At 48.4% G+C, this 16,442-nt stretch carries 16 protein-coding genes and 1 tRNA gene; all 17 read left to right on the top strand.

Going from position 1 to position 16,442, the window contains the following annotated elements:
* Positions 1-109: 109 nt before the first annotated feature.
* The 17 genes from BLV22_RS10640 (at position 110) to lysS (ending at position 16,094) form a co-directional block, all read left to right on the top strand.
* Positions 110-550, top strand: coding sequence for a S1 domain-containing RNA-binding protein (locus BLV22_RS10640; protein WP_091615007.1), 441 nt, complete (start codon positions 110-112; stop codon positions 548-550).
* Positions 551-697: 147 nt separating this feature from the next.
* Positions 698-774, top strand: a tRNA-Met gene (locus BLV22_RS10635).
* Between the two features lie 166 nt (positions 775-940).
* Positions 941-1,702, top strand: a complete 762-nt coding sequence (locus BLV22_RS10630; protein ID WP_245724078.1) for a threonine/serine exporter family protein — start codon at positions 941-943, stop codon at positions 1,700-1,702.
* 24 nt (positions 1,703-1,726) lie between these two features.
* A complete protein-coding gene (locus tag BLV22_RS10625) occupies positions 1,727-2,179 on the top strand; it encodes a threonine/serine exporter family protein (RefSeq protein ID WP_176967744.1) in 453 nt (150 codons plus the stop codon).
* Positions 2,163-3,521 carry a tRNA lysidine(34) synthetase TilS gene (gene tilS, locus BLV22_RS10620; RefSeq protein WP_091615004.1) on the top strand — a complete coding sequence of 453 codons (1,359 nt, stop codon included), beginning with the start codon at positions 2,163-2,165 and terminating at the stop codon, positions 3,519-3,521. Before BLV22_RS10625 ends, tilS begins: the two co-directional genes overlap by 17 nt.
* 230 nt (positions 3,522-3,751) lie before the next feature.
* Entirely contained in the window at positions 3,752-4,294 is a 543-nt protein-coding gene (hpt, locus tag BLV22_RS10615) for a hypoxanthine phosphoribosyltransferase (protein WP_176967761.1), read from the top strand.
* Between the two features lie 67 nt (positions 4,295-4,361).
* Entirely contained in the window at positions 4,362-6,398 is a 2,037-nt protein-coding gene (gene ftsH, locus BLV22_RS10610; RefSeq protein WP_091615001.1) for an ATP-dependent zinc metalloprotease FtsH, read from the top strand.
* 214 nt (positions 6,399-6,612) lie between these two features.
* A complete protein-coding gene (gene hslO / locus BLV22_RS10605) occupies positions 6,613-7,506 on the top strand; it encodes an Hsp33 family molecular chaperone HslO (protein ID WP_091614998.1) in 894 nt (297 codons plus the stop codon).
* Between the two features lie 109 nt (positions 7,507-7,615).
* On the top strand, positions 7,616-8,548 hold the full coding sequence (cysK, locus tag BLV22_RS10600) for a cysteine synthase A (RefSeq protein WP_091614995.1): 933 nt from the start codon (positions 7,616-7,618) through the stop codon (positions 8,546-8,548).
* A 235-nt stretch (positions 8,549-8,783) separates the two neighbouring features.
* Positions 8,784-10,247 (top strand): anthranilate synthase component I family protein, encoded by a 1,464-nt coding sequence (locus BLV22_RS10595; RefSeq protein WP_091614993.1) that lies wholly within the window; start codon positions 8,784-8,786, stop codon positions 10,245-10,247.
* 27 nt (positions 10,248-10,274) lie between these two features.
* Entirely contained in the window at positions 10,275-10,862 is a 588-nt protein-coding gene (gene pabA / locus BLV22_RS10590) for an aminodeoxychorismate/anthranilate synthase component II (protein ID WP_091614989.1), read from the top strand.
* Between the two features lie 2 nt (positions 10,863-10,864).
* The gene (gene pabC / locus BLV22_RS10585) at positions 10,865-11,701 is read left to right on the top strand and encodes an aminodeoxychorismate lyase (protein ID WP_091614986.1); all 837 of its coding nucleotides are present in this window, start codon (positions 10,865-10,867) and stop codon (positions 11,699-11,701) included.
* 27 nt (positions 11,702-11,728) lie between these two features.
* Positions 11,729-12,571, top strand: coding sequence for a dihydropteroate synthase (gene folP, locus BLV22_RS10580; protein ID WP_245724077.1), 843 nt, complete (start codon positions 11,729-11,731; stop codon positions 12,569-12,571).
* Positions 12,564-12,926 (top strand): dihydroneopterin aldolase, encoded by a 363-nt coding sequence (folB, locus tag BLV22_RS10575; RefSeq protein WP_091614984.1) that lies wholly within the window; start codon positions 12,564-12,566, stop codon positions 12,924-12,926. The genes folP and folB overlap by 8 nt, the downstream gene beginning before the upstream one ends.
* Positions 12,926-13,441: a 2-amino-4-hydroxy-6-hydroxymethyldihydropteridine diphosphokinase gene (gene folK / locus BLV22_RS10570; RefSeq protein WP_091614981.1), complete on the top strand. Its 516-nt coding sequence runs from the start codon at positions 12,926-12,928 to the stop codon at positions 13,439-13,441. Before folB ends, folK begins: the two co-directional genes overlap by 1 nt.
* A 32-nt stretch (positions 13,442-13,473) precedes the next feature.
* Positions 13,474-14,463 carry a tRNA dihydrouridine synthase DusB gene (gene dusB, locus BLV22_RS10565; RefSeq protein WP_091614979.1) on the top strand — a complete coding sequence of 330 codons (990 nt, stop codon included), beginning with the start codon at positions 13,474-13,476 and terminating at the stop codon, positions 14,461-14,463.
* Positions 14,464-14,591: 128 nt separating this feature from the next.
* Positions 14,592-16,094: a lysine--tRNA ligase gene (lysS, locus tag BLV22_RS10560; protein WP_091614976.1), complete on the top strand. Its 1,503-nt coding sequence runs from the start codon at positions 14,592-14,594 to the stop codon at positions 16,092-16,094.
* Positions 16,095-16,442: the final 348 nt, after the last annotated feature.

Below are 16,442 nucleotides of genomic sequence, written 5' to 3'. Positions count from 1 at the left end.
TATAATTACTTGGACACAGAGAAATTGAAAACGTGAGGCGTTTCTCTTTCTTTTGCACTAATCTCTTTTTATATTTCATATAGGATCCATAAGGAGGAGCATTTTTTAGATGGCAATTGAAGTGGGCAGCAAGATACAGGGCAAGGTTACCGGCATTACGAAGTTTGGCGCTTTTGTAGAAGTCGAGCCGGGAAAAACAGGTCTCGTTCACATTAGTGAAGTCGCGGATAAATACGTGGAAAACATCAGTGATTTTCTGTCCGTCGGGGATGAAGTGACAGTAAAGGTGATGAAGGTAGAGGATGATGGAAAAATCGGACTCTCCATCCGTAAGGCGCAGGACCGTCCTCAGGAAGAACGCCCGAAAAGCAGCGGCAGCGGACGTCCAAAAAGCGGGGGAGACCGGCCCCGCGGAGGATCGAAACCTCCTCAGCAGCAGCGTCCGGCAAGCTTTGAAGACAAAATGAGCAGCTTCATGAAAGACAGCGAAGAACGCCTGGCCACTATCCGTAAGCAGACAGAAAAAAAGGGAAAAAAATCCCGCAAGTAATGCCGGAAGCTTCCCACCCTGGAGAGAGCCTGCCAGCGCACGGCAGGCTCTCTTTGTTCGGGGAAATGCTTCAGCTGAAATTAATTTCATATCGCTTATTGACTTTTAATATAAAAACAATTTATAATCGTGAATGTCGCAATAAATGGCGGCGTAGCTCAGCTGGCTAGAGCGTACGGTTCATACCCGTAAGGTCGGGGGTTCGATCCCCTCCGCCGCTACCAAATAATAACTTGAATGCTTCCACTGCCAATCGGGCAGTGGTTTTATTTTGTTCCAATTAATTGAAGCGGTTTCACTGCTGAAAATTACTTTTGTTCCGCTGGCGAGTATTCTATACTTTAACCGAAAGCACATTTACATATTAATTGAGGAAGGGCGGGGAGGCACGTGGAAAAAGCAGATGACATTATGGCCATGTGTCTGCATGCCGGACAGCTTATGCTTCGTTACGGTTCAGAAACGTTCCGGGTAGAGGACACAATGCGGAGAATGGGCCAGGCTGCCGGAATGGAGCAGGTGAATACATTTGTGACGACAACAGCTATCTTTTTGTCGTTTAAATCGCCTGTAGACCAGCGTGACCATATACAAATGCTCCGAATTGAGGAACGTTATCAGGATTTAAGCAAAGTGACTTCAGTCAACCAGCTGTCGAGGGAATACGTGAGCGGTCTTCTTACTTCAAGGGAGGTAAAGAAGCAGTTAAAAGAAATCGAAGAATCACCGATGAATTATCCTGTATGGTTCATTTACCTGGCTTCCGGTATCGGCGGGGGTGCTTTTTCTTATTTGATTGGCTCGAGCATCATGGATATGCTGCCGGCCGCGCTTGGCGGACTCGTGACAGCGGTGGCGCTCGTACGCTACCAAATGAGGCTGAAAGTGAAGTTTTTCTCGGAGTTTCTGGCATCATTCACAGGTGCTTTAATAGCCATGCTGATGGTGCAGATGGGACTTGTAATGAATACCAATCAGGTGATTATCGGTACGATTATTCCTCTTGTGCCGGGCGTACCATTGACGAATGCGGTGCGTGATTTAATGTCAGGAGACTTGGTGGCAGGAGTAGCCAGGGGGGCCGAAGCGGCTGTCTCAAGCATGTCTATAGCAGGCGGTGTGGCAGTAGCACTCACAATTTTTTTCGTATAGACTGAGGAAAAGAGGGAAATAACGATGGCGATGTTTGCATTAGAGCTGGGCCTTTGTTTTGTGGCAACGATCGCTTTTGCGATTATTTTTAATATCCCGCTCCGGCTCGTCTGGTGGGGTGGGTTTATCGGTGTATGTACGTGGGCCATTTATTCACTGATGCCGGTTTTAGGACTGTCGCTTGTTTTTGCGGCGGCGGTGGCTGCTTTTTTTGCTTCGTTTGTCAGCCAATGGTTTGCCCGGTTTATGAAAGTCCCGGTAACAACCTTCAGTCTCCCGGGAATTATTCCGCTGATCCCTGGCAGCCGGGCGTATGAAACAATGCTTGCATTCGTGCAGGAACGGTATTTATATGGACTGGAACAGGGAGTGGAAACAGTGCTGCAGGCCATTGCGATTGCGGCTGGCCTCGTGTTCGCGTTTTCGGTATTTTCTGTTGGCAAAGGAGTGGGCCAGCGTTATGAAACGCATCGTTGAAGAATGGATCACCAGATGGGAAATGATACCATCGGGAGCGAAAGTACTCGCAGCGGTATCCGGCGGTCCAGATTCCATGGCAGCTGCCTCCATCCTGAAAAGCTTACAGAGTAAATATGAATTCACGTTGGGAATCGCGCATGTAAATCACGGCTTCCGTCCGGAAACATCGAAGGCAGAGGCGCAGATGGTGCGGGCGTGGACAGAGCACCAACAGCTGCCTTTTTTTTCTGCGGCAATGTTTATGAAGGAGGCTCCTGAAGAAAAGGCGACCCAGGCATCGGCCCGGAAAAAAAGATATGATTTCTTTTTCCGCACTATGGAACGTTTTGGCTATAATGTGTTGATAACCGGCCACCATGCGGATGACCAGCTCGAAACGATGATCATGCAGGCAGCTTCGGGCCGGTCGCTTCTCGGCGAAGAAGGGATTGCCCCGAAGCGTACAATGAACGGATTTGAGGTTGCGCGTCCCCTGCTTGGTGTGCAAAAAACAGACGTTCTGCTCTATTGCAGAAAGTACGGCATTCCTTACGTGGAGGATGAAAGCAATTCTGCAGATGATTACAGGCGCAACCGGGTGCGCCACCATGTCATTCCGGCGCTGACAGAGGAATTTCCATTGGTGCATCAGCACATGCAGGAAAAGTATGAATGGCACAAAGAACAGCAGGACTATATGCGCAGCCAGGCCCGAGCTTCCCTCGATTTTTACGGAGAACAGCTGGAGCTCAATCATGCAGCTGTAAGAATGGATTTTTTTCACGAAGCCCCTCTTGCTTTACAAAGGGAAACGGTTTCGCTACTATTAAATTATTATTTTTCTGCAGAAGAAACAGGCATTTCTGCTTCTTTGGTAGATTCCTGTATTGGTCTGGCTTCTGCCGCCGGCCCGTCGGGAGAGCTTCATTTACCCGGGGGGATACTAGTCCGCAAATCTTACGGCAGGCTGGAATTCTTACGCAGGGAGGAAGCCGTGGCTTCTTCTCCTGAGATGATACGCATTTCTGGCTATGGTAATTACAAATACGGCACCGGTATCGCTGGAGTAAGTCGTGACCGGCCGGAGGACACGGATTTTTGGGTTGCTGTACCTGAAAGAATTCTTTCGTTCCCGATATACGTAAGACCCCCGCGCGCAGGGGACCGAATACATATACCAGGCATGAAGGAAGCGAAAAAAATTCATCGTCTGTTTATAGACGAAAAAGTTCCAAAGCATGAACGTGCGCACCGGCCCGTATTTACAGATGAAAAAGGAACCATTTTATGGATTCCGGGCCTCCGCGCCTCCTTTCGTTATGAAAAAGAGGCAGCATACTTCGTATGGAAAAAAGACTAAGCGGGCACGTGAAATAAGAAGTGACAATTTCGGAAAATTTTTTGTGCAGGGAAGCAAATTCCCTTTATACGTGCTATGATTGAAAATGGACCATTTTTAACACTGGCAGCTTATAACACGGTTGTACCGCTTCTGTTTTGTGACTATAGTTATATAAAATAAAACAGCGGCTGTTAAATAACAGCCCGGATGAAAGAATGAAATTCGCTTGGGAGGGTAAAGACATTCAGATGCACGACGAAATACAGGATATATTAATCTCGGAAGAAGAACTGCAGGCAAAAATTAAAGAACTGGGCACGACGCTTACGGAAGAGTATGACGGGCGTTTTCCTTTAGTGATCGGAGTTTTAAAAGGAGCACTTCCTTTTATGGCTGATATTGTCAAGCGCATGCATATTCATCTTGAAATGGATTTTATGGACGTTTCAAGTTATGCCGGAGGCACGGTGTCTACTGGCGAAGTTAAAATTATCAAAGACCTGGATACAACGGTTTACGACAGAGACATCGTGATACTTGAAGATATTATCGACAGTGGGCGTACGCTTAAATACTTAATCAGCCTCCTGCAGACCCGGGGAGCGAAGTCACTGAAAGTGGTAACGCTTCTGGATAAGCCGGAAGGACGGGTAGTAGACCTTACCGCAGACCTGGTTGGTTTTACTGTGCCGGATGAATTTGTCGTAGGCTACGGCCTGGATTACGCAGAGAGATACCGGAATCTGCCGTATATCGGTGTATTAAAGCCCGAGATTTATCAAGGCGGATGATTAGGAACAGACAAGTGAATATGATACTATTATTGCAGCTTTCGATGTATGCAGGAGGAGGTCAGGAATGAACCGAATTTTTCGTAACACTGTGTTTTGGCTTTTTTTATTCCTGGTTATTATAGGGATTATCAGCTTTGCCCAAAACGATGGTGGAGATACAAATACAATCAGCAGCACAGAGTTCAATGAACGTCTTAGTGAGAACGAATTTGCTACTATTACGCTTCAGCCCGAAGGCGGAGTTTACAATGTAACAGGTGCTACAAGTGGGGATACTGAAAACGCGGAAACATACGAGTCGTATATTCCGATGACAGATGAATCAACACAGCAGCTGCAGACAGCGCAGGGGCCAAATGGCAACGCTGTCGAATTTGATACACAGCCGGAAGAAGAAACGAGCGGCTGGGTTACTTTCCTTACGACGATGATTCCATTTATCATTATCTTCCTTCTATTCTTCTTCCTGCTCAGCCAGTCCCAGGGCGGCGGCAGCAAGATGATGAACTTTGGTAAAAGTAAGGCAAAAATGTACCAGGAAGACAAAAAGAAGGTGCGTTTTAAAGACGTAGCCGGTGCGGAGGAAGAAAAACAGGAGCTTGTAGAAGTCGTTGACTTTCTGAAAGACGCCCGTAAATTCTCCAACATCGGTGCCCGTATTCCAAAAGGCGTACTTCTTGTCGGTCCTCCGGGTACAGGTAAGACGCTGATCGCCCAGGCGGTTGCCGGAGAAGCAGACGTACCGTTCTTTTCCATCAGTGGTTCAGACTTCGTGGAAATGTTTGTCGGTGTCGGTGCTTCCCGTGTACGTGACCTTTTTGAAAACGCGAAGAAAAATTCACCGTGTATTATTTTCATTGACGAAATTGACGCAGTGGGACGCCAGCGTGGTGCCGGCGTCGGCGGCGGCCATGATGAACGTGAGCAGACGCTGAACCAGCTTCTGGTTGAAATGGACGGCTTTGCCGGCAATGAAGGCATTATTATCATTGCAGCGACTAACCGTGCCGACGTACTGGACCCTGCACTTCTCCGTCCGGGACGTTTTGACCGTCAGATTCTTATCGGCCGTCCGGATGTAAACGGCCGGGAGGAAATTCTCCAGGTGCATGCGCGCAACAAGCCGCTTGCAGAGGATGTTAACTTCCGGGCGATCGCCCAGCGTACGCCTGGCTTTACCGGGGCGGACCTTGAAAATCTTCTGAACGAAGCGGCGCTTGTAGCAGCTCGTGCTGATATGCAGAAGATCAGAATGACGCATGTGGAAGAAGCGATTGACCGCGTTATTGCCGGTCCTTCGAAAAAATCACGCGTTATTTCAGAAAAAGAACGTAACATTGTGGCTCACCACGAAGCAGGCCATACAGTTGTTGGTATGAAGCTTGAAAACGCGGATATGGTGCACAAGGTAACCATTGTGCCGCGCGGCCAGGCCGGCGGTTATGCAATGATGCTTCCGAAGGAAGATCGTTACTTTATGACCAAGCCGGAGCTTCTCGATAAAATTGTCGGCCTGTTAGGCGGCCGTGTGGCAGAGGAAGTCATGTTTAACGAAGTGAGTACAGGTGCTCATAATGACTTCCAGCGTGCGACAGATATCGCCCGCCGCATGGTTACCGAGTACGGTATGAGTGAAAAACTCGGCCCGCTGCAGTTTGGTTCAAGCGGAGGCGGCCAGGTATTTCTCGGCCGTGACATGCAGAACGAACAAAATTACAGTGACGCTATCGCTCACGAAATTGATAATGAGATGCAAAGAATCATTATGGAGTCGTATGAACGCTGTAAACAAATTCTGACGCAGTATAAAGACCGGCTTGAGCTTGTAGCCCAAAGTCTTCTGGAACTGGAAACGCTGGATGCAGAGCAGATTCGTTCCCTTGTTGAAGACGGCAAGCTTCCGGAGGATCACTATTCGAATAAATCGGATGAAGAGATGGGTGCTACGAAAAGCGAAGAACAAAAACGTGAAGAGGAACAGGCTGACCACGTCCTAAAAGACGACAGCGGTGAATCTTCTTCGGAGGATACCTCCACCGAAGAAACGACAACTTCTTCGGACTCGGGCTCCGACAGTGACGATACGAACCGTCGCGACTAGTATAAAAGAAAGGATGCCTTTAAGCGGGCATCCTTTTTGTATGCTTGAAAGAGAGTAGATGTTTTTCTCCGCACGTTCCGCGGTATAGCATAAACAGAAAGAATGCGAGCGGATTAGTTGTTTTTCAATTGGTTTTGTACAATACTATGTATCAGGTTTTCGAAGATAATATAATGATATAGAGAGCAAGAGTGGAAAGGAAGGAATTAAATCAATGAAGGATTATTTGGTAAAAGCAACAGCGTTTAATCATCAGGTTCGTGCTTACGCCGTGCACACGACAGAAATGGTGGATGAGGCGGTCAGACGCCACCGGGCATGGCCGACTGCTTCGGCGGCTTTAGGCCGGGCGATGACAGCTGGTTCCATGATGGGAGCGATGCTTAAAGGCGACGATAAACTGACCATTAAAATTGAAGGGCACGGGCCGATGGGTCCAATTATTGTTGACAGCAATTCTTCGGGTGACACGAGGGGATATGCCCACAATCTGCAGATTCACTTCGATTTGAATGACAACGGTAAACTCGACGTTGCCCGCGCCGTTGGTACAGAAGGAACACTGTCGGTTGTTAAAGATCTCGGCATGCGGGATATGTTTACCGGCAATGTTCCGATTGTTTCCGGCGAACTCGGAGACGATTTCACGTACTACTTTGCAAATTCCGAACAGCTGCCTTCGTCTGTCGGCCTCGGGGTGCTTGTGAATCCGGATAACTCTGTGAAAGCAGCTGGCGGATTTATTATTCAGGTGCTTCCAGATGCAGAGGAAGAATATGTAGCGCACCTTGAGCAGCAGATACAGCAGATGCCGCCGGTGTCCAAGCTTATTGAGCACGGCAAAACTCCGGAGGAAATCCTTCATATTATCCTTGGCGAAGAAGTGAACGTGCTCGATACGCAGCCAGTTCAGTTTTCCTGCCAGTGCTCCAAGGAACGGGTGGAAAACGCGATTATTTCTCTTGGCACCGACGAGCTCCAGGATATGATTGAAAAAGACGGGGGAGCCGAGACGACGTGTCACTTTTGTAATGAGGTCTATCACCTGGACGTGGACGACCTGGAGCGTTTGAAAGAGCGCACCTCCGAAATTGAAAACCGCTCCTAGGTCATTTGTGCGCCTTTTGATCTACAGATTGACAGAAGTTGACCATATTGGTACGATTAATTTATTATAAAACCAATAAATTTACTTGGTATTTGAAGGAGGAGCATGAATGAAGGCTGCAAATAACGTTACAGAACTCATTGGGAATACTCCCGTAGTAAAACTAAACCGTTTAACCGGGGAAAATGATGCAGATGTTTATTTGAAACTCGAGTATATGAATCCGGGAAGCAGCGTAAAAGACCGTATTGGTCTTGCGATGATCGAAGCTGCTGAACGGGATGGCCGCTTAAAAGAAGGGGATACAATCGTTGAACCGACAAGCGGTAATACAGGCATCGGCCTGGCGATGGTAGCTGCAGCCAAAGGCTACCCGGCGGTGTTGGTAATGCCGGAGACAATGAGCATGGAGCGTCGCAATCTTCTTCGTGCCTACGGCGCGGAACTGGTGCTTACACCGGGACCTGACGGCATGGGTGGCGCAATTTCTAAAGCGAATGAGCTTGCTGAAGAAAAAGGCTACTTTATGCCGCAGCAGTTTGAAAACGAAGCGAATCCGAAAATCCACCGTGAAACAACCGGTCGTGAGTTGCTGGAGCAGATTGACGGACCGATTGATTCCTTCGTTTCCGGCATCGGGACCGGCGGCACGATTTCCGGTGCAGGCGGCCTGCTGAAGGAGCACTATCCGGAGATGCGTATTGTAGGTATTGAGCCGGCAGATTCCCCAATTTTAAACGGCGGAAATAAAGGCCCTCACAAAATCCAGGGGATCGGCGCCGGTTTTGTACCGGGTACGCTGAATACAGACATTTACGATGAAGTAGCGGAAGCAACCACGGAGCAGTCGTTTGAATATGCACGCCGCGCTGCCCGCGAGGAAGGTATTTTAGGCGGTATTTCTTCCGGATCGGCTATTTATGTTGCTCTTCAAGAAGCGAAAAAGCTCGGCAAAGGCAAAAAGGTCGTAGCTGTTATTCCTAGTAACGGGGAGCGTTACTTGAGCACGCCTCTTTATCAGTTTGAAGAAACTGTAGATTAGCATAAAAATCCTTAAAGAGCCCGTACCCTGAAAAAGGGGCGGGCTTTTTTTATGGGAAAATATCTTTTGTGCTTTACTTTAAGTTTATTTGGAGTGAATGGGAACGAAAAAGGGTAATAAAGCAGGCACAGCGTTCTGATTGTTTTTTTATAAAAAATTTCGTAGACTTGGAGGAAATATAAAGAGAATTGTCTGCGAAAAGAGAGACTTGGACGAAACCGGGGGCATAAACATAATGGATGAGCGACTGGCCAGAGGGCCTCAAGCAGGAGAATCATATACACAGACTACGACGTCGTTTTTTCAGACGAATGAGCAGTTTTTTCAGGCGTTTGAGTTTCTTGGCAGAGACGAACCTTACCAGGTGCTGCTTGAAAGCGGGCGCCAGGGCGAGCTTGACATTGCTGCCCTTTGTCCCTTTGCGGTAGTGGAAGGGAAAAATGGAGAAACGAGCCTTCATAGACATGGGAGTACTGAAATGCATGAGGGAGACCCGCTTGAAGCGCTGGCAAAATGGATGGAGCCGTACAATCTTCCAAAGAATCCGGATCTCCCAGCGTTCCAGGGAGGGGCGGTAGGCCAGATAAGCTATGACTATGTACGGTATATTGAGCATCTTCCGGAGCTTGCGGTGGATGATCTGAGAATGCCGGATGCGTATTTTCTCCTGTATGACCTGTTTTTCATTCACGACAAAAAAACGGGGAAAACGTGGGTATGGCATTTACATGCCGAAGAAGAAGACGCCGTTAAATTCGTCGAGAAATGGAAAAAAGCATGGCTGGAGGCGGCAGAAAAGTCTTCCAGGCAGGAGCATCCAGAAGCGAAGGGGGCTGTATCTGCCGAAAAGTCGGTACCGTCCTTTTCCGAGGAGTTGTTCGGTGGAGCGGTGGAGCAGATTAAAGGGTACATTGCCGCCGGGGACGTATTTCAGGTAAATTTATCCACGCGCCAGACGCAGCTCCTGCATACTTCTCCCTTTCATATTTATCAAAAGCTAAGAGAGCTGAATCCTTCCCCGTACATGGGTTATATGCACACTCCGGACTGGCAGACGGTCAGTGCCTCCCCGGAGCTGCTGGTTAAAAAACGGGGTGCGGAAGTGTCTACCCGCCCAATTGCCGGGACCCGTTCGAGAGGAAAAGACGAACAGGAGGATATGGCGCTTGAACAGGAATTAATGGGAACGGAAAAAGAGCGGGCCGAGCATGTCATGCTTGTCGATCTTGAAAGAAATGACCTTGGCCGTGTCTGCCGTTACGGGTCGGTAAAGGTGGATGAATTAATGGCGGTGGAACGGTATTCCCATGTGATGCATATCGTTTCCAATGTAAGAGGAATACTTGCTGAAACAGAGCAGGTGTATGATATGATAAGGGCAGTATTTCCCGGTGGAACGATCACCGGTGCTCCGAAAGTACGGACGATGGAAATTATTGAAGAGCTTGAGCCGGTACGCCGGGGTTTCTATACAGGAGCGTTCGGCTGGATTGGCTACAATGAGGATGCGGAGCTGAACATTTCGATCCGCACGATGCTTGCCAAGGACGGGTACGCTCATGTTCAGGCAGGAGCCGGGATTGTCATCGACTCTGATCCAAAAGCAGAATACAAAGAATCAATCAAAAAAGCCAAAGCATTATGGGAAGCGAAAAGCCAGAGTGAAGCAGAGGCCGGTATCACCCACGAGCAGAGCTGAGACTAGAATAGAAAGGAAGATTTTCGCATGATTCTAATGATAGATAACTATGACTCTTTTACGTACAACCTCGTGCAGTACCTCGGAGAAATGGGCGAAGAACTCGAAGTGCGGCGCAACGACCAAATCACGGTGGAGGAGATTGCTTATTTGAATCCGGATATTCTGATGATTTCCCCGGGGCCCTGCAGTCCGGATGAGGCGGGGATCAGCGTCGAAGCGATACGGCACTTTGCCGGAGAGATCCCGATTTTTGGTGTCTGTCTCGGCCACCAGGCGATTGCGCAGGCCTTCGGGGGCGATGTTGTACGGGCGGAGCGTCTGATGCACGGAAAAACATCGGATATCCACCACGACGGTGTAAGTATTTATGCCGATCTTCCAAATCCATTAACGGCTACAAGGTACCACTCGTTAATTGTGAAAAGAGAAACACTGCCGGACTGCTTTGACATCACCTCTGAAACGGAAGCCGGTGAGATTATGGGGATCCGCCACCGCACCCTCCCTGTGGAGGGCGTGCAGTTTCACCCCGAATCGATTATGACCGGTGAAGGGAAACAGATGCTCAAGCGCTTTGTGGACCGGCACCGGCAGTCAGAAGAGGTGCTGTAGCAGTGTATGTGTATATAGACGGTGAGGTAAAGAAGGCGGGCGAAGCTCGTCTTTCTGTGTTTGATCACGGTTTTATGTACGGACTTGGCTTGTTTGAGACGTTTCGGGTTTATAACGGCCACCCGTTTTTGCTGAATGCTCATATGGAAAGGCTCGAAGCCGGCGCAGAAGAGCTCGGCATTGTCTTTCGCTATGAGCGTGAAACGGTCGAGGCAGAAATTCAGCAGCTGCTCGACGCCAATGGGCTGCAGAATGCCTACGTACGCTACAACGTTTCTGCAGGGCCCGGGGATCTGGGGATCCAGACGACTCCCTACCTTGAACCGGTTATTGTTATTTACATGAAGCCGCTCCCGGCAGCAGGAGCAGAACCTATGCAAAAGGACGCCTTATGGCTCCGTCTGAGGCGGAATAGTCCGGAAGGCCGGGAGCGCATGAAGTCTCATCATTATATGAACAACTGGCTCGCCAAACAGGAAATAAAAGACCGGCCGGACGTGGAAGGTATTTTTGTAAACGGCGAAGGGTATGCCGCAGAAGGCATCGTGTCCAATATTTTCTGGCGGAAAAGAGATACTTTGTATACACCGGCAGTGGGGACAGGTATTTTAAACGGCATTACCCGTCAATTTGTGATACAGTTAGCACATGAAAATGATTACATCGTGGAGGAAGGATACTTCCTCCCGAAGAATATAGAAGCAGCGGAAGAAATGTTTGTCACGAATTCTATTCAGGAAATTGCAGCAGTGCGTGCCCTCGGGGATCATTATTTTCCAAGTTATTCAGCGGCCCGGCTGCTGCACAGCCGCTACCAGAAAGAAAGAGAGAAAAAATAACAGCTGGCACGGCAGGGAGGAGAGAAAATGCGCAATCAGGTAATGCGATGGAAGAATTGGGAGCTTGATTTTTCCTTAAAAACGTTTGTCATGGGTATTTTAAACGTGACGCCGGATTCTTTTTCTGACGGAGGCCGGTACAGCGAGGTGGAGCAGGCTGTTGCGCAGGCAGAAAAGCTGGTGGAGGACGGAGCGGATATTATAGATATCGGCGGGGAGTCCACCCGTCCCGGTGCGACATTTGTAGAAGCAGAAGAAGAGCAGCGGCGGATCGTTCCGGTACTCGAAGCCCTGAGGGGCCGGATAGGTGTGCCTATCAGCGTGGACACCTATAAAGCATCCACCGCCGAAGCAGCTGTCGAAGCCGGGGCGGATATCATTAACGATGTGTGGGGAGCGAAAGCAGATCCGGACATGGCCCGGGTAGCAGCTGAATACGACGTGCCGATAATTTTGATGCACAACCGGGATAATACAGAGTACCAGGATTTGATGCCTGACATGATTAAGGACGTTTATGAAAGTATAGCCATTTGCGAGCGAGCCGGGGTCAAAGCAGACCGCATTATTCTGGATCCTGGCATCGGCTTCGCAAAAACGTATGAGCAGAACCTGGAAGCGATGCGGAACATGGATCAGTTTACGTCGCTTTCGTACCCAGTACTCCTTGGCAGCTCCCGTAAATCGCTCATATCAAAAACGCTTGAACTTCCTGCCCATGACCGGGTAGAAGGAACGGGTGCTACGGTGAGCCTTGGTATTGAACGCGGATGCGACATTGTCCGTGTGCATGATGTAAAAGAAATGACGCGCGTAGCACGGATGATGGACGCTATGCTCGGAGTAAGAAAGGAGCATTCGGTTGGATAAAATTCATTTGCAAGGAATGGAGTTTTACGCTTATCACGGGGTGTTTGAAGAGGAAAACAGGCTCGGCCAGCGCTTTCGCGTCAATTTAGTACTCGAAGCGGACCTGAAGCCGGCAGCAGCAGAGGATGACGTAGAAAAAAGCGTCAACTATGCCGAAGCGTTTGAAGCAGTGAAAGAAGCCGTGGAAAACCAAACTTACCGGCTGGTAGAAACGATTGCGGAAAAGATTGCCGAAACAATATTTGAGCGTTTTGGAATCGTTGAGCAGCTTCACGTGAAAGTGATTAAACCGGATCCGCCAATCCCAGGCCACTACGATCATGTTGCCATTGAAATGACAAGGGTTCGTCCATAATGCCACAGGTTTTTATTGCGCTGGGGTCAAACCTCGGTAAGCGGGAAGAGTATTTAAAGCGGGCGCTCCTGGCTATGCAGCAGGAGAAAGAGATGCAGCTGACAAAGCTTTCACCGGTGTATGAAACCACACCGGTAGGGGTGACTGATCAACCGCATTTTCTGAACATGGTTTCCGAATGGAGCACTGATTACGGACCGGAGGAACTGTTGGAGGTGCTTCACCGGATCGAGCATGAACTTGAGCGTATACGTGAAGAACGGTGGGGGCCGAGGACAGTGGACCTTGACATTCTTATCTATGATGAAGAAAATATGAACAAGGAGCATTTAATTATTCCGCATCCCCGGTTAACTGAACGGGCCTTTGTTCTGGTGCCGTTTTTTGATATTGCCCCGGACCGTTTTGTTCACGAGGACAAGACGGTTCGTTGGTATGTAAAAAAACTGCCGGAGAAGGAACGGGCCGACGTAGTATACTGGGGTGAGCTGTTAATAGATAACGATGACGCGTGAAAAATAAAGACAACACATAGGAGGTTGCTGTGGTGTTAAAAATTCGTGACATAAAAATGAATAACCCGGTGGTGCTTGCTCCGATGGCAGGAGTCAGCAACCCTGCTTTCCGACTGATTGCGAAGGAATTTGGAGCAGGACTGGTATGCGCAGAAATGGTAAGCGACAAAGCAATACTGCACGAAAATGAAAAATCGATGCGGATGCTCTACGTGGATGAAAGGGAAAAACCGCTCAGTCTCCAGATTTTCGGTGGGGACAAAGAAACGATGGCCGGGGCTGCTGAAGTAGTGGATCAGCATACCAATGCAGATATCATTGATATAAATATGGGCTGTCCTGTACCGAAAATCACTAAGTGTGACGCAGGGGCCAAGTGGCTGCTTGACCCGGACAAAATTTATCAAATGGTAAAAGCAGCTGTGAACGCAGTAGATAAGCCCGTAACGGTGAAAATGCGGATGGGCTGGGATGATGAGCATATACTGGCTGTGGAGAACGCACAGGCAATCGAAGCAGCCGGTGGTGAAGGCGTGGCAGTACACGGGCGCACCCGGGTGCAGATGTATGAAGGCGTCGCGAACTGGGAAATACTTAAGGAAGTAAAAGACGCAGTGAATATTCCGGTAATAGGCAATGGGGATGTCTCTACTCCTCAGGACGCCCAGGCAATGCTTGATACTACAGGAGTGGACGGCGTGATGATTGGCCGTGCCGCCCTTGGAGATCCGTGGATGTTTTACCGGACGGTACAGTACCTGGAAACAGGAAAGCTTGTGGAAGAGGAACCGACTCCGAAGGAAAAAATGGATGTATGCATTGTGCATATGGACCGTTTGATAGAGTTGAAAGGCGAGGATGTGGCTGTGCGGGAAATGCGCAAGCACGTGGCCTGGTATCTTAAGGGCATGCACGGTGGCTCTAAAGTACGGGGAAGAGTAAATGAACTGAATACACGCGATGAAGTGGCGGAAACACTATATAATTTTGTCGGTTCTACGGAAGCTCCCAGTATGGCATAAGTATCTGCGCGCAGAGCGGCTTCTTCCAGGGAAGCCGCTCTGCTTATGGCTATCGGAATGAAAATGGAAACAAAAGGCATTTATATAGAAGAAAAAATTAAAAACGAGCTAAAGGAGAGACTACTAGTATGAGCCAGGATCATGAGCTGAACGACCAGTTCCGTGTACGGCGGGAAAAAAGAGAAGCACTGATTAATGAAGGGAAAAACCCGTTTGGGGAACGCTTTGCCCGCACGTATGATTCAAAAACCATGCACCGGGAGTTTGACGCCTTCTCTAAAGAGGAGCTAAGCGAAAAAAACACGGATATCACGATAGCGGGGCGCATGGTCACTAAGCGTGGAAAAGGGAAAGCGGGCTTTGCACATCTGCAGGACCTTGAAGGACAGCTCCAGATTTACGTCCGGAAAGACGAAGTCGGCGATGAAGCGTACGAAGGCTTTAAAGATATGGATATTGGAGACATTGTCGGGGTGCGCGGACGTGCATTTAAAACAAATGTAGGGGAATTATCTGTGCGGGCAACAGAAGTAACGCTTTTAACAAAGGCTCTTCGCCCGCTTCCTGATAAATACCACGGCCTTCAGGATATTGAACAGCGCTACCGCCAGCGTTATTTAGATCTTATTGCGAATCCGGAAGTAAAAGATACGTTTATCATGCGGAGTAAGATTATCCAATCTATGAGAAATCATTTGAACCGCCAGGGCTTTTTGGAAGTGGAAACACCGATGCTGCATACGATACCGGGCGGAGCGTCTGCACGGCCGTTTGTTACTCATCATAATGCCCTGGACATGGAGCTTTATATTCGTATCGCGATTGAATTGCATTTAAAGCGTCTGATTGTAGGCGGCATGGAAAAAGTATATGAAATTGGCCGTGTCTTCCGTAATGAAGGGATTTCGACCCGCCATAACCCTGAATTTACCATGATGGAATTGTATGAAGCGTTCGGAGACTATGAAGATATTATGGACCTGACCGAAAGTTTGATAGTACAGATCGCTGAAGACGTGCTTGGGAGCACAGCTCTGCAATACGGAGAAGAGCAGATTGAACTCGGCAATCAGTGGAAAAGAATGCATATTGTAGATGCTGTCAAAGAAGAAACCGGCGTAGATTTCTGGGAAGAAATGAGTGACGAAGAAGCGAGAGCACTGGCTAAAGAACATAATGTGCCTATTCGGGAAACGATGTCCTTTGGTTATGTGGTTAATGAATTCTTTGAGCATTTTGTTGAAGAAAAACTAATTCAGCCTACATTTGTGTATGGGCATCCGCTCGCTATTTCTCCACTTGCAAAGAAAAATGAAAAAGATCCCAGATTTACAGACCGCTTTGAGTTATTTATTGTAGGGCGTGAGCATGCCAACGCCTTTAGTGAGTTAAACGATCCTGTAGATCAGCGTGAGCGGTTCGAAAAACAAGTGGAAGAAAGAGAAGCTGGAGATGAGGAAGCTCACATGATGGACTATGATTATCTTGAAGCAATGGAATATGGTCTTCCTCCAACGGGAGGGCTCGGTATAGGCATTGACCGGTTGGTCATGCTGCTCACGAATTCTGCTTCCATCAGAGATGTGCTCTTGTTTCCACAAATGCGCAACCAGGGTTCCCACGAAGAGTAGACAGCTTTATGCCGGCTTTCTGAAGCGAAAGTCGGCATTTATATAAAAAATTTAAAAGAAAATATAAAAATGGGTTGCGTACAAATAAGAAACGATGATATATTATTTTTTGTCGCCGTAAAGAGAGCGGCAGGCTGTTCAGGCAGCTGAAAAAAGTTATTGACTTAACAACACTTCGGTGTTAACATATAAAAGTCGCGAAAATAACGACAGATTGTTCTTTGAAAAGGAAAGACAAGCCAGAGCCCCAAAGAAAAGAACCATTTATTTAGGGCATCACTGATGCCACAGCATCAAACTTTTTACGGAGAGTTTGATCCTGGCTCAGGACGAACGCTGGCGGCGTGC

This window comes from Marinococcus luteus (assembly GCF_900106595.1).
Lineage (GTDB): Bacteria > Bacillota > Bacilli > Bacillales > Marinococcaceae > Marinococcus > Marinococcus luteus.
Note: the sequence above shows the minus strand (reverse complement) of the source record. Positions and strands in the feature narration are given on the sequence as shown.